This window comes from Streptomyces sp. NPDC096046, assembly GCF_040303285.1.
Taxonomy (GTDB): domain Bacteria; phylum Actinomycetota; class Actinomycetes; order Streptomycetales; family Streptomycetaceae; genus Streptomyces.
Map to the genome: position 1 here is coordinate 123,387 of NZ_JBEOSZ010000008.1, position 13,354 is coordinate 136,740.

Genomic DNA, 13,354 nt, shown 5'->3' on the forward strand with positions numbered 1-13,354 from the left:
GCCACGCCGAAAGGTGCTCATCTCCCCATGCCCGAGCTGGTGTTCTTCTGCGGAACGATGGACTGCGGGAAGTCGACGCTGGCTCTCCAGATCGAGCACAACCGCTCGGCGCGCGGGCTGCAGGGCATGATCTTCTCGCGTGACGACCGCGCCGGCGAGGGCAAGCTGTCCTCGCGCCTGGGCCTGGTCACCGACGCGGTGGAGGTCGGGGACGGGCAGGACCTCTACGCCTACCTCGTCGACCACCTCTCGCAGGGCGGCCGCGCCGACTACGTGATCGCCGACGAGGCGCAGTTCCTCGCCCCGGAGCAGATCGACCAGCTCGCGCGCGTGGTCGACGACCTGAGCCTCGACGTCTACGCCTTCGGCATCACGACCGACTTCCGCTCCAAGCTGTTCCCCGGTTCGCAGCGGCTGGTGGAACTGGCCGACCGGGTCGAGGTGCTCCAGGTCGAGGCGCTGTGCTGGTGCGGAGCCCGCGCCACGCACAACGCCCGCACGGTAGGCGGGGTGATGGTGGTCGAGGGGGCTCAAGTGGTCGTCGGCGACGTCACCCACTCCGCCGACGAGGTCGGTTACGAGGTCCTGTGCCGCCGTCATCACCGCCGCCGGATGACCGCTGCGACGGCCCACGCCGCTGCCCTGTCGCCGGACGTGCTGCCGGTGACGTCCGCCTGAACCGCGGCTCGACGGGCCGTCAGCCGGGCCGCTGGAGCAGCGCGAACCGCGCCCCTTCCGGATCCGCCACCCTCGCCACCCGTCCCCGGGCGGTGTCGTGCACCGGTTTGAGGACGTGCCCGCCGAGGTGGACGAGATGGTCCAGCGCGTCGTCGACGTCGGCGACCTGGAAGTACGTGACCCAGTGCGGTCCCTGGTCGCGGGGCAGGGCGCGCCCCAGGCCGTGGATGCCGGCGACGGGGCCGCCGCCCAAGTGCAGGGTGACGTAGTCGAAGTCGGCGGAGACCACCGGCTCCTCCTCGTAGCCGAACACCGTGCGGTAGAACTTGGCGACGCTCGCCGACTCGAGGGTCAGCAACTCGTTCCAGGCGGGTGTGCCGGGAACGCCCGAGACGGTGGTGCCGAGGTGGGCGGCGGCCTGCCAGATGCCGAAGACCGCCCCCGAGGGGTCGGAGCCGATCGCCATGCGGCCGGCGTCGGCGGCGTCCAGCGGACCCACGCCGATCGTGCCGCCGCGGCTGCGGACCGTCTCGGCCGTCAGATCCACGTCCTGTGAGGCGAAGTAGGGCGTCCACGCGATGGGAAGATGGCGGTCCGGCGGCAGTCGGCCGATACCGGCCACCTCGCGTCCGTCGAGCAGCGCGCGCACGTACGGGCCGAGTTGCTGGGGGCCCGGCTGGAACTCCCAGCCGAACAGCGCTCCGTAGAACTCCGCGGTCGCGGCCGGGTTGTGCACCATCAGGCTCACCCAGCAGGGCATGCCGGGCGCGTGCCGAGCGGGTGTGTCACCGTTCGGTCCGGCGGACCCCCGTGCGTCGGTCATCGTCACTCTCTTCTCGGCCTGGCGGTGGCCGTGCTCTCCGCAGCCCTGGTGGGGGCAGCCCTGGTGGGGGCAGCCCTGTGGGGCGTCCCTTGTCCGGGAGGATGCCCGATGTGCGGGCCCTGTCCCTGGCGGCGCGCTTGTCGGCGTATGTCGTTCAGCTGTACAGCAAGTGCTTGTTCCCGTACGCCGTGTGATCGCCTCGCTCCGGCCGAGCAGAGTAGCCGGACACGGACGACTCGGCCACCCCGTGCGCGAGGATGGGACCATGAACGCGATCATCTCCGCATCCGACCTCGCGAGGGACCTCGCGGGCGTCCACCCGCCGGTCCTGCTCGACGTCCGCTGGCAGCTCACCGCGGCCAGAGCGGCCGGCGAGCCGCCGTTCGACGGCCGGGCCGCGTACGAGGCGGGGCACCTTCCCGGAGCCGTCTTCGTCGACCTGGACCGGGAGTTGGCCTCCGCGCCGGGGGAGGGCGGTCGGCACCCGCTGCCGGACCTCGCGCACTTCGGTGCCGCGATGCGCCGGTCGGGCGTGTCGTCCCGGACGCCGGTGGTGGTCTACGACGGCGGCCAGGGGTGGGCGGCGGCCCGGGCGTGGTGGCTGCTGTGCTGGACGGGTCACCCGGACGTGCGAGTCCTCGACGGCGGGTTGCCGTCCTGGGAGGGGCCGTTGGAGACGTCCGTGCCGGCTCCGGCGGAGGGTGACTTCGTGCCCGAGCCGGGTGCGTCCGGTCTCCTCGACGCCGACGCCGCCGCGGAATTGGCGCGGTCCGGGGTGCTGCTGGACGCGCGGGCGGGGGAGCGCTACCGGGGTGAGGTGGAGCCGATCGACCCGGTGGCCGGGCACATCCCGGGGGCGGTGTCGGCGCCCACCACGGAGAACGTGGGGGCCGACGGGCGCTTCCTGCCCGCCGGGGAACTGCGCGCGCGGTTCGAGGAACTCGGCGTGACCGAGGGGGCGAGGGTCGGCGTGTACTGCGGGTCGGGCGTCTCGGCCGCCCACGAGGTCCTGGCGCTGGCGGCCGCGGGCATTCCGGCCGAGTTGTACGTGGGGTCGTGGTCGGAGTGGTCCTCGGACCCGGACCGGCCGGTCGCCGTCGGGCCGGACCCCCGGTGACGTGACACGAGGAGAGGGCCGCGCCCGACAGGCGCGGCCCTCGTCCCTCGTCAGCCGTGCGGCTACTCCTGCTTCTTGCGCCGCGTGCCGAACACGATCTCGTCCCAGCTCGGGACGGCCGCTCTGCGGCCCGGGCGCACGCCGTCCGCCTCGGCCTGGCGGTCGGTGGCGCCGATGAGCCGGTCGCGGTGGCTGCCCACGGACCGCGGCATGAGCACGTCCGCATAGGCGGAACCGGCCGAGGCGGCGGGAGCGGGAGGCTCCTCCTCCTCGACCTCGGCGACGACGGGCTCCTCCTCCGGTTCCGCCGGGGGGAGTTCCGGAACCACCAGGTCGCCGCGGAAGCTCGGCACCGCCTCCAGCAGACTGGTCAGCGAGTCGCGCTCACCCGTGGTCTCCTCGACCGGTTCGGACGCCTGCGCGGGCAGGCCGGGCCGCTCGCGCTCGGGGCGGTCCAGCGGTCTGTCGCGCGGCAGCCGGGCGATGCGCGGGACGAACGGGAAGCTGGGCTCGGGCGCGGCCAGATCGTCGGACTCGCCGATCAGGGAACGCGCCTCGTCGTCGACGGCCTGGACGAGCCGCCGGGGCGGGTCGTACGTCCAGCTCGCCGAGTGCGGCTCGCCCGCGACGCAGTAGACCAGCAGGACCTCCCACGTGCCGTCGTCGCGACGCCACGAGTCCCACTGGACGGTGTCCTTGTCGGCGCCGCGCAGCAGCAGCCGCTCCTGCACGGCCTCGCCCAGCGGCGGACCGGAGTTCTCGCCGGGGCGGCGGACGGGGGTCTTGCGAGCCCGCTCGGCCATGAAGGCGCGCTCGGCGAGCACGGGGCCCTCGAAGCGGCGCACCCGGTCGACGGGGATGCCGGCCATCTGCGCGACCTCTTCCGCGGTCGCGCCCGCACGTATACGTGCCTGGATGTCGCGGGGGCGGAGGTGGCTCTCGACCTCGATCTCGATCTGGCCGAGGCGGGGACGGTCGCCGCGCACGGCGGCGCGCAGGCGTTCGTCGATCGGAAGCGTGTACTCCGTGGAATCGGCAGCCTTCAGCACCAGCCGTGTGCCGTCATTCGAGACGGCCACGACACGCAGTTCGGGCATGGGGACCTCCCGGGTGGTGCCTGCCGACGTCACGTGCGTCGCTGCTTCCGCTAGTCGAGTGTGGCCTGCCCGGGTGCAGCCTGCCACAACCTTGCCGAGTTGCCCGGCGTGTCGGGCGCGGGCCCTGGATCGCCGTTATGGCACGGTTACCTGTTCGCAACGCTAAGTGACGAACGCTGTCACCCTGTGCAACTAGCCCCCTTCCGGCGGTCCTCAAGGCCCTGTACACCCTCACGGGAGACCGGACCCCGGGCTCGCTACAGTACTCCATTTGGGCCACGTGCGTGGATTGGCGCGCCGTCCAACTTCTCGCAAGAGGGGGTACCTGGCCGCCTCTTGCCCCCATTCCGTGATCTTGAACGTGGAGAACTTCACCTGATCACCAGAATCGGAACCGGGGTTTCGGCCACAGGTCACCTTCTTGTGCAGGTGGCCGACCGGGTACCGCAAAGGAGCCTTCGCCCCAGGTGAGTTCACCGGCGCCACCGTCCACACTGCACGGGCCGCAGGGAGGAAGCGGCCGGTGCGCGCGGCGGCGTCGTCCTCGGATCCGACGATGGCCGGAATTACCACCTGCCGGCCGGCCTTCGGGCCACACCCCCAGCGCCGCCGCGCGGCCCGCCCCCCAAACGCCGAGCGCCGGCGCCGGCGGGAGCGGAGACACCGGGAACACCACCCCGACGCGTCACCTACGCCCCCAGAACCCTCCGCACGTAGTCGTTCTGGAACCGCCGGTCGGGATCGAGGCGATCCCGCAGCGCCGTGAACTCGCCGAAGCGCGGATACACCCGGGAGAAGTACTCGGCGTCCCGGGTGTGGATCTTGCCCCAGTGCGGACGGCCCTCGTGGGCGGTGAAGATGCGCTCGGCCGCGGTGAAGTACCGCTGGTAGGGCGTGCCCTGGAACATGTGGACGGCGATGTACGCGCTGTCCCGGCCGGAGGCGGTGGACAGCGTGATGTCGTCGGCGGGGGCGGTGCGCACCTCGACGGGGAAGCTCACCCGGAGGCCGGATCGGTCGACCATCGCCTTCAGCTCACGCAGCGTCTCGACCACCGCCGCACGCGGAACGGCATACTCCATCTCCACGAAGCGCACGCGGCGCGGAGACGTGAAGACCTTGTAAGGGAGGTCCGTGTAAGTCCGCGCGGACAGGGCCTTGCTGGAGACCTGGGCGATCGCGGGGATCGTGGCGGGCACCGCGCGGCCGACCCAGTTGGCCACCTGGAAGACGCCGTTGGAGAGGAACTCGTCCTCGAACCAGCTCCGGAGCTGCGGCACCGGCTTCTCCGGACCGGCGCTGCGGTTGTTGCGCTTGGTGTTGGTGTTGCCCGTGTGCGGGAACCAGTAGAACTCGAAGTGCTCGTTCTCGGCCCAGAGTTCCTCGAAGTCCGCAAGGACCTTGTCGAACGGCATCGGCTCCTCACGGGCCGTGAGCAGGAACACCGGCTCGACGGCGAAGGTGATCGCGGTGACGATGCCCAGGGCACCGAGGCCGATGCGGGCGGCGGCGAAGACCTCCGGGTTCTCCTTGTCGGAGCAGCTGAGGACCGAGCCGTCGGCGGTGACCAGTTCCAGGCCGGTGATCTGGGCGGCGATCGAGCCGGAGTCCCGGCCCGTGCCGTGCGTGCCGGTGCTGGTGGCCCCGGAGACCGTCTGCTCCATGATGTCGCCCATGTTCGTGAGCGACAGACCCTCGCGCGCCAAGGCCAGGTTGAGCCTCTTGAGCGGGGTGCCGGCCTCCACCGTGACCGTCATGTTCTCGCGATCGATGCCGCGGATGCCGGTCAGCAGATGAGGACGGATCAACACCCCGTCCGTCGCGGCTATGGACGTGAAGGAGTGCCCGGCGCCGACGGCCTTCACCTTCAGGCCGTCCTCGGCGGCCCGCCGTACGGCGGCGGTCAGCTCGTCGACCGAGGCAGGGGCGACTTCGCGCGCGGGGCGCGCGGAGACGTTGCGGCCCCAGTTACGCCACGTGCCGTTCTTTCCGTTCGCTGTGCTGCTCAACGGAGCCTCCCCGACCCGGTGCCGGTCGCTTGAGCCGGCGGAACCCGAGGAAACCCACCGCGACCGCGACGGCCCCGGCCACCGCCGGAACCCCGTACCCGGCACGCGCCCCGGCCGCGTCGATCACCCAGCCGGCCGCGGAGGAGCCGAGTGCGACCCCCACCGCTAGCCCGGTGCTCACCCAGGTCATTCCTTCGGTGAGCTGCGCGCGTGGTACGTGCTCTTCGATGAGGGACATGGTCGTGATCATCGTGGGAGCGATGGACAGACCCGCAACGAACAGCGCCACGGCCAGAGACGGCAAGTTTCCGACCAGTAGGAGGGGGATCATACTCACGGCCATGGCGCATACGCCCAGCAGCCACCGTCGTTCCGGTGCTCCGGCGAAGTGCAACAGCCCGTAGACCATGCCTGCCACACACGAGCCCGCCGCGTACACGGCGAGGACGATGCTCGCCGCCGCCTTGCGGCCCTCCTCGTCGGCGAAGGCCACCGTGACCACGTCGACCGCCCCGAAGATCGCCCCGGTGGCGACGAAGGTGGCCACCAGGACCTGCAGGCCCGGCGCGCGCATCGCGCTGCCGCCGCCCTTGTGCTCGCGCGGGTGGGGCTCGGGCTCGGTGGCGCGCTGCGCGGTCAGCCAGAACACGCCGACGGCCAGGAAGCAGGCGGCGAGCAGCGGGCCGGCCTCCGGGAACCAGGCCGTGGACAGGCCGATGGAGATGATGGGCCCGAAGATGAAGCACACCTCGTCCACCACGGACTCGAAGGAGTACGCGGTGTGCAGCTGTGGGGTGCCCCGGTACAGCGCTGCCCAGCGGGCTCGGATCATGGCGCCGACGCTCGGCACACAGCCGATGCCGGCACAGGCGGCGAACAGCACCCAGTCCGGCCACCCGTAGTGCGCGGCGACCAGCAGGACGGCCGCCGCCACGAGCGATATCAGCGTGGCCGGGCGCAGCACCCGCCGCTGCCCGTACCGGTCCACCAGACGCGAGACCTGCGGCCCGGCCACCGCGGCGGCCAGTGCGATGGTCGCCGACAGGCCACCGGCCAGCCCGTACCGCCCGGTGAGCTGCGAGACCATCGTGACCACGCCGATGCCCATCATCGACAGCGGCATCCGGCCGAGGAAGCCCGCAGCGGAGAAACCCTTGGAGCCTGGGGCTGCGAACAGGGCGCGGTAGGGGCTGGGCACGGGTTCTCCGAAAGGCTCAGTAAGCTGCGAACGCAGTCGACACAGCTTACGGCCCGGAACGCCCCGACGCACCCGTCCGGCCCGGCCCCGGACCGCCCATGCGCCGCATGGCGCGCGGGTGTCCCCCCGCCGTTTCCCGGCTGTCAGTGCAGGGTGGCAGGATCGACTCATGCCAGACGCGCGCGATGTCAGCCCCTACGACGCCCTTCTCCTGCTCTCGTTCGGCGGCCCGGAGGGCCCGGACGACGTCGTCCCGTTCCTGGAGAACGTGACGCGTGGGCGCGGCATCCCCAAGGAACGCCTCAAAGAAGTCGGGCAGCACTACTTCCTGTTCGGCGGGGTCAGCCCGATCAACGACCAGAACCGTGCCCTGCTCGACGCCCTGCGCAAAGACTTCGCCGACCACGGCCTGGACCTGCCGGTCTACTGGGGCAACCGCAACTGGGCGCCGTACCTGACGGACACGCTGCGCGAGATGGTCCGCGACGGCCGCCGCCGCATCCTCGTCCTCGCCACCAGCGCCTACGCCTCGTACTCGGGCTGCCGCCAGTACCGCGAGAACCTCGCCGACTCGCTCGCGGCCCTGGAGGCGGAAGGCCTGGAGCTGCCCAGGGTCGACAAGCTCCGGCACTACTTCAACCACCCGGGCTTCCTGGAGCCCATGATCGACGGGGTGCTCCGGTCCCTCGCCGAGCTTCCCGAGGACGTCCGGGACGGGGCGCACCTCGCCTTCTCGACGCACTCGATCCCGACGGCCTCCGCCGACACCTCCGGCCCCGTCGAGGAACACGGCGACGGCGGCGCGTACGTGAAGCAGCACCTGGAGGTGGCGCGGCTGATCGCCGACGCCGTCCGCGAGCGCACCGGCGTCGACCACCCCTGGCAGCTCGTCTACCAGTCCCGCTCCGGCGCCCCGCACATCCCGTGGCTGGAACCGGACATCTGCGACCACCTCGACGAGCGGCACGCGGCCGGTGTCCCGGCCGTCGTCATCGCCCCCATCGGCTTCGTCTCCGACCACATGGAGGTCCTCTACGACCTCGACACGGAGGCCAAGGCCAGGGCCGAGGAGCTCGGGCTGCCGATGCGGCGCTCGGCCACCGTCGGCGCGGCCCCGAGGTTCGCCGCAGCGATCCGCGAGCTCGCCGTGGAGCGCGCCGCCGCCGAGCGCGGACAGGCCGCGACGCCGTGCGCCCTGGGCGCCCTCGGGGCGAGCCACAACCTCTGTCCGGTCGGCTGCTGCCCGGCCCGCGCCCCTAGGCCCGCCGCCGCGGGCGCCGACAGCACCTACGCGTGAGGAGTCCTGTGACCGACCCCCTGCACACGGACCTGCTCGACCTGGCCCAGGAGGCCGCCCGCCGCGCCGGCGCGCTGCTGCGGGACGGACGTCCGGCCGACCTCGCGGTCGCCGCCACCAAGTCCAGCCCCATCGACGTCGTCACCGAGATGGACATCGCGGCGGAGAAGCTGATCACGGGCCTGATCGCCGACCGCCGCCCGGACGACGGCGTCCTCGGCGAGGAGGGCGCCGCCACGGAGGGCACGAGCGGTGTCCGCTGGGTGATCGACCCGCTCGACGGCACGGTGAACTACCTGTACGGGCTGCCCACCTGGGCCGTCTCCATCGCCGCCGAGCAGGACGGCGAGACCGTGGTCGGAGTCGTCACGGCACCGATGCGCGGCGAGACCTTCCACGCCGTGCGCGGCCGGGGCGCCTGGGCCACCGGCGCCTGGGACGGCGAGCGCCGGCTGGCCTGCCGCCCCGCACCGCCCCTGGACCAGGCGCTGGTCTCGACGGGCTTCAACTACGTCGCCGACGTCCGCGCCCACCAGGCCGACGTGGCCCGGCGGCTGATCCCGCTGCTGCGCGACATCCGGCGCGGCGGTTCGGCCGCGGTCGACCTGTGCGACGTGGCCGCCGGACGCCTCGACGGCTACTACGAGCGCGGTCTGCACCCCTGGGACCTCGCGGCGGGGGACCTGATCGCCCGGGAGGCGGGCGCGCTGACCGGTGGACGCCCCGGAGAGCGCCCGTCAGGCGATCTGGCGGTTGCGGGTACTCCCGGCGTCTTCGAGCCACTCCAGCGCCTCCTGGAGGACTTCGGCGCCTGGCACGACTGAGGAGACCGGCGCTCCCGGACGACGGCCGACGGCGGGCTGAACCCGAGGTGAACACGCCCTCACGACAACGCAGCGGGCCCCGGCGCTGGATTCGCCGGGGCCCGCTCCGTACGGCCTGTCAGACGCTCGTGGCGCCGACCTGCACACCGTGCTCGGCGGCGAGACGGCGCAGGTCGTCGAGCTCGCCCTGCTCCACTTCGACGAGGAACTCGTCGCCCTCGTCGCGAGCCCGGGACAGATCGGTTTCGGTCGCCCTTATGCGCTGCAGAAGTCCTGCGGTGAAAGCGTCCATGCTGCGCCCCCTCGTCCTGGGTCGTGGGTCGATGGCACGGGGGTGTGCCGTTCGGAAGGGACGATCACGCCGCATGTGGATGCCCAGCGCCGCTCGGCCGGGCGGCGACGGTGCCGGACACCCACGCCCGCCCTGCGCAAAAGCGGATTGATGCGCACCGCATGGTGGTGCGGCGCCAGCAGAGCGTGATCGTGGGATGTAAAGCCGTCCTCCCCAAGCTCCCTTCCGAGGAAACCTAACCGGTCGAGAAAATCTCGTATTCCCCACGGGATCACCGCCCTCTCACCCGCCTTACCTCCGACTTATGACCGAAAAGGGCAGGATGGAGAGCAACACACCACGACACCGTCGAAGACCCCTGCCCGCGTGCGCCCGCCGAGGGCTGCGCGGGTGGACATGAGGAAGGACCAGGAACGTGCGCGTACTCGTCGTCGAGGACGAGCAACTGCTCGCCGATGCGGTGGCCACCGGACTGCGCCGGGAGGCCATGGCCGTCGACGTCGTGTACGACGGCGCGGCCGCCCTGGAGCGCATCGGCGTCAACGACTACGACGTGGTCGTCCTCGACCGGGACCTCCCGCTCGTGCACGGCGACGACGTCTGCCGCAAGATCGTCGAGCTCGGCATGCCCATGCGCGTGCTGATGCTCACGGCCTCCGGGGACGTCAGCGACCGGGTTGAGGGACTGGAGATCGGCGCCGACGACTATCTGCCCAAGCCGTTCGCGTTCAGTGAGCTCATCGCACGCGTGCGTGCCCTCGGCCGGCGCACCAGCGTGCCCCTGCCGCCGGTCCTGGAGCGCGCCGGGATCAAGCTCGACCCCAACCGCCGCGAGGTCTTCCGGGACGGCAAGGAGGTCCAGCTCGCGCCCAAGGAGTTCGCCGTCCTGGAGGTGCTGATGCGCAGCGAGGGCGCCGTCGTCTCGGCGGAGCAGCTGCTGGAGAAGGCCTGGGACGAGAACACCGACCCGTTCACGAACGTCGTGCGCGTGACGGTCATGACCCTGCGCCGCAAGCTGGGCGAGCCGCCCGTCATCGTCACCGTCCCCGGCTCCGGCTACCGGATCTGATACCCCGTGGCGACGACTCCCGCGCCCCCGCAGGCGCCCCCGAAGCCGACCTGGGACCCCAGGAGGCCCGTGCCGCCCTTTCCCTGGCTGCGTCCGACCATCCGCATAAGGCTGACGCTGCTCTACGGCGGCATGTTCCTGATCGCCGGCATCCTGCTGCTGTCGATCATCTACCTGCTGGCGGCACAGGCCCTCAACACCGGGAACGAGCCACTTTTCAAGATCGTCGGTGGTACGGAGATCAAGGTGGCCAGCGATAATTGTCCTGCGGTCAACTCCGACAATCCGACGCTCTCCGAGTTCAATGCTGCGATCAGCGAGTGCATCGACCACCAGCGTCAGGCCGCCCTGGACAACCTGCTCAGCCGCTCGCTCCTGGCCCTGCTGGGGCTCGCGGTCATCGCCTTCGCCTTCGGCTACGCGATGGCCGGCCGCGTCCTCTCCCCGCTGGGCCGGATCACCCGCACCGCTCGCGCGGTCGCCGGGTCCGACCTCTCCCGCCGGATCGAGCTGGACGGCCCGGACGACGAGCTGAAGGAGCTGGCGGACACCTTCGACGACATGCTGGAGCGGCTCCAGCGTGCCTTCACCGCCCAGCAGCGCTTCGTCGGCAACGCCTCGCACGAGCTGAGAACGCCCCTGGCGATCAACCGCACACTCCTCGAGGTGCACCTGTCCGACCCGAACGCGCCCGTGGAACTGCAGCAGCTCGGCAAGACGCTGCTGGCCACCAACGAGCGCAGCGAGCAGCTCGTGGAGGGCCTGCTGCTGCTCGCCCGCAGCGACAACCAGGTCGTCGAGCGGGGGCCCGTGGACCTCGCCGAGGTCGCCTCCCGGGCCATCGATCAGGTGCACGGCGAGGCCGAGAGCAAGGGCGTCGTCATCCGGGGCGAGCTGCAGCCCGCGGTCGTGCAGGGCAACGGCGTGCTGCTGGAGCGGATCGCGCTCAACCTCGTGCAGAACGCCGTGCGCTACAACGTGGCGGAGGACGGCTGGGTCGAGGTCACCACCGAGGTCCAGCACGGCCAGGCGCTCCTGGTCGTCTCCAACACGGGCCCGGTGGTGCCGGCGTACGAGATCGACAACCTCTTCGAGCCGTTCCGGCGGCTGCGCACGGAGCGGACGGGCAGCGACAAGGGGGTCGGCCTCGGACTGTCGATCGTCCGGTCCGTGGCCCGGGCGCACGGCGGGCACATCTACGCCCAGCCGCGTGAGGGAGGTGGGCTCGTGATGCGGGTCACGCTGCCCATCTGAGATCATGTCGCCGATCAACTCGGCGAGACTCGGGGATGTTCGCTTTGCGCGGAATTTTCAAAACCGTGCCGAGCGTGTCCCGTGTGTGATCGATCACAGGGACTTCTTTCCGGTCATTTACGTTCCGTGATCATGCACCCTGTCGGAAAGCCGGGAAAATCCCGGTTTTCGGGGGTCTTGATCACGGGAAGTACACGGTGAGACGCCTTTGGCGTGCGGCATTCGGACCGTGTACGGTCCCCATCGCCATCCAAGCCGATCACTCGTCAGGAGTCCGGTTGGGTGTCGATTGAGTAACAGACCTTGATGTGAGGCAAAATCTCCGCCTCAGGTCGGGCACAAGTCCGGCCTCTCACGCGTTACGTGCGCTGGAGACACCGCAGACACCCAGAGGGGGAGAGCGACCATGGCAACCGATTACGACACTCCACGCAAGACCGACGACGACGTCGACTCGGACAGCCTCGAAGAGCTGAAGGCTCGGAGGAACGACAAGTCGGCTTCCGCCGTGGACGTCGACGAGTTCGAGGCCGCCGAAGGCCTCGAACTGCCCGGAGCCGACCTCTCGAACGAGGAGCTGGCCGTCCGGGTGCTCCCGAAGCAGCAGGACGAGTTCACCTGCATGAGCTGCTTCCTGGTGCACCACCGCAGCCAGCTGGCCCGGGAGAAGAACGGTCAGCCGATCTGCCGCGACTGCGACTGAGGGCGGGTCGGCCGTGGCTGGCTCGACCCCTCCCTGGAAGCGCCGCTTCCCCAAGTGGAAAGCGGACGAAGGGCCGATCGACGGCCCGCATCACGGCGCGCGTGACGACGAGCGAGGCTCAACCGGCTCGGGGACGGCCTCGCTCGAACCCGCAGCGGACCGGGGTGACCTCCCGGCATCCGTGGACGTCCCCGCACCCGTCGCGAGACGGCGGGCGGGGGCGATCCGGGAGCGGGCCAGGGAAGGCGCCCGCAAGGGCGGCGACCGGGCCCGGGCCGGGCTCGCCCACCTCGCCGACCGGATCATCGAACTGGCTCCGCGCGTCCCCGTACGGGACCTGGCGACGCTGCGCAGGCAGTTCCCGGACCTCGGGCCCGAGGAACTGGCGGACAAGCTCGTGGGCGGCGCCGCGAACGCGACGGCGACGGTCGGCGCGGGTATCGGCGCGGCCGCGATGCTGCCCATCCCCCCGGCGATGCCGACGGAACTGGCCGCCGAGGTCACCGGCGTCGCCGCGATCGAGCTGAAGATGATCGCCGAACTCCACGAGGTGTACGGCCTACGGCCGCCCGGCAATCTCAAACAGCGCAGCACCGCGTACCTCGGCTCGTGGTCGGGGGAGCGCGGGATCGACGCGACCAAGCCGTCGACGTTCAGCACGGCGCTGAACAGCCGCATGAAGCGCGAACTGCGACAGCGGATCATGAAACGCCTGGTCCGCAACATGCCGAACCTGATGCCGTTCCTGGTGGGCGCCGCCGTCGGCGCGGTCATGAACCGAGGCGAGACGAGAAAGCTCGCCGCCCGGATCCGCCAGGACCTGCGCAAGATCCAGGTGCCCTGGGACGCCCTGGAGGCGCTCCCCGCCCTGGACCGTCCGGCGGACGCCCTGGAGATGGGCGAGATCACGCACGACCCCCTGGGCCGCCACGAGGACGACCGGCGCGACGGCCGAGACGACGGCAAGCAGGGCGACGGGCGCTGAATCCGGCC

At 71.2% G+C, this 13,354-nt stretch carries 13 protein-coding genes; 8 read left to right on the forward strand and 5 right to left on the reverse strand.

Annotated elements, in window-relative coordinates; genetic code table 11:
• The first annotated feature begins 27 nt into the window (after positions 1–27).
• Positions 28–678 (forward strand): thymidine kinase, encoded by a 651-nt coding sequence (locus tag ABTX62_RS09970; RefSeq protein ID WP_283972849.1) that lies wholly within the window; start codon positions 28–30, stop codon positions 676–678.
• 19 nt (positions 679–697) lie between these two features.
• On the opposite strand, the gene ABTX62_RS09975 is transcribed toward ABTX62_RS09970, so the two are convergent.
• Positions 698–1,501, reverse strand: coding sequence for a VOC family protein (locus ABTX62_RS09975; protein WP_352115691.1), 804 nt, complete (start codon positions 1,499–1,501; stop codon positions 698–700).
• Positions 1,502–1,766: 265 nt separating this feature from the next.
• On the opposite strand from ABTX62_RS09975, the gene ABTX62_RS09980 reads away from it, so the two are divergent.
• Complete coding sequence (locus ABTX62_RS09980; protein ID WP_352115692.1) at positions 1,767–2,618, forward strand: sulfurtransferase; 852 nt, start codon at positions 1,767–1,769, stop codon at positions 2,616–2,618.
• Between the two features lie 62 nt (positions 2,619–2,680).
• Here ABTX62_RS09980 and sepH read toward each other — a convergent pair whose 3' ends face one another.
• The 3 genes from sepH to ABTX62_RS09995 all read right to left on the reverse strand — a co-directional run bounded on the left by sepH (position 2,681) and on the right by ABTX62_RS09995 (position 6,922).
• Positions 2,681–3,715, reverse strand: a complete 1,035-nt coding sequence (sepH, locus tag ABTX62_RS09985) for a septation protein SepH (RefSeq protein ID WP_283972852.1) — start codon at positions 3,713–3,715, stop codon at positions 2,681–2,683.
• Positions 3,716–4,404: 689 nt separating this feature from the next.
• Entirely contained in the window at positions 4,405–5,724 is a 1,320-nt protein-coding gene (locus tag ABTX62_RS09990) for a D-arabinono-1,4-lactone oxidase (protein WP_352115693.1), read from the reverse strand.
• Positions 5,684–6,922 carry an MFS transporter gene (locus ABTX62_RS09995; RefSeq protein ID WP_352115694.1) on the reverse strand — a complete coding sequence of 413 codons (1,239 nt, stop codon included), beginning with the start codon at positions 6,920–6,922 and terminating at the stop codon, positions 5,684–5,686. The genes ABTX62_RS09990 and ABTX62_RS09995 overlap by 41 nt, the downstream gene beginning before the upstream one ends.
• A gap of 169 nt (positions 6,923–7,091) precedes the next feature.
• On the opposite strand from ABTX62_RS09995, the gene ABTX62_RS10000 reads away from it, so the two are divergent.
• Complete coding sequence (locus ABTX62_RS10000) at positions 7,092–8,219, forward strand: ferrochelatase (RefSeq protein WP_352115695.1); 1,128 nt, start codon at positions 7,092–7,094, stop codon at positions 8,217–8,219.
• An 8-nt stretch (positions 8,220–8,227) separates the two neighbouring features.
• The gene (locus tag ABTX62_RS10005) at positions 8,228–9,043 is read left to right on the forward strand and encodes an inositol monophosphatase family protein (protein WP_352115696.1); all 816 of its coding nucleotides are present in this window, start codon (positions 8,228–8,230) and stop codon (positions 9,041–9,043) included.
• A 118-nt stretch (positions 9,044–9,161) separates the two neighbouring features.
• On the opposite strand, the gene ABTX62_RS10010 is transcribed toward ABTX62_RS10005, so the two are convergent.
• Positions 9,162–9,335 (reverse strand): hypothetical protein, encoded by a 174-nt coding sequence (locus ABTX62_RS10010; protein ID WP_283972857.1) that lies wholly within the window; start codon positions 9,333–9,335, stop codon positions 9,162–9,164.
• A gap of 415 nt (positions 9,336–9,750) precedes the next feature.
• Here ABTX62_RS10010 and ABTX62_RS10015 point away from each other — a divergent pair, with 415 nt between their 5' ends.
• From ABTX62_RS10015 to ABTX62_RS10030, 4 genes are all read left to right on the forward strand, one after another.
• A complete protein-coding gene (locus tag ABTX62_RS10015) occupies positions 9,751–10,404 on the forward strand; it encodes a response regulator transcription factor (protein WP_352115697.1) in 654 nt (217 codons plus the stop codon).
• A gap of 6 nt (positions 10,405–10,410) precedes the next feature.
• Positions 10,411–11,658: a sensor histidine kinase gene (locus ABTX62_RS10020; RefSeq protein WP_352115698.1), complete on the forward strand. Its 1,248-nt coding sequence runs from the start codon at positions 10,411–10,413 to the stop codon at positions 11,656–11,658.
• 406 nt (positions 11,659–12,064) lie between these two features.
• Positions 12,065–12,361: a DUF4193 domain-containing protein gene (locus tag ABTX62_RS10025; RefSeq protein WP_003993510.1), complete on the forward strand. Its 297-nt coding sequence runs from the start codon at positions 12,065–12,067 to the stop codon at positions 12,359–12,361.
• A gap of 13 nt (positions 12,362–12,374) precedes the next feature.
• The gene (locus ABTX62_RS10030; RefSeq protein ID WP_352115699.1) at positions 12,375–13,346 is read left to right on the forward strand and encodes a hypothetical protein; all 972 of its coding nucleotides are present in this window, start codon (positions 12,375–12,377) and stop codon (positions 13,344–13,346) included.
• The last annotated feature ends 8 nt before the right edge of the window (positions 13,347–13,354 follow it).

What these genes read in the sequence shown, in the direction of transcription:
- ABTX62_RS09970 (WP_283972849.1), top strand. Translation starts at nt 28, where the DNA reads ATGCCCGAGCTGGTGTTCTTCTGCGGAACGATGGACTGCGGGAAGTCG.
- ABTX62_RS09975 (WP_352115691.1), bottom strand. Translation starts at nt 1,501, where the DNA reads ATGACCGACGCACGGGGGTCCGCCGGACCGAACGGTGACACACCCGCT.
- ABTX62_RS09980 (WP_352115692.1), top strand. Translation starts at nt 1,767, where the DNA reads ATGAACGCGATCATCTCCGCATCCGACCTCGCGAGGGACCTCGCGGGC.
- sepH (WP_283972852.1), bottom strand. Translation starts at nt 3,715, where the DNA reads ATGCCCGAACTGCGTGTCGTGGCCGTCTCGAATGACGGCACACGGCTG.
- ABTX62_RS10000 (WP_352115695.1), top strand. Translation starts at nt 7,092, where the DNA reads ATGCCAGACGCGCGCGATGTCAGCCCCTACGACGCCCTTCTCCTGCTC.
- ABTX62_RS10010 (WP_283972857.1), bottom strand. Translation starts at nt 9,335, where the DNA reads ATGGACGCTTTCACCGCAGGACTTCTGCAGCGCATAAGGGCGACCGAA.
- ABTX62_RS10025 (WP_003993510.1), top strand. Translation starts at nt 12,065, where the DNA reads ATGGCAACCGATTACGACACTCCACGCAAGACCGACGACGACGTCGAC.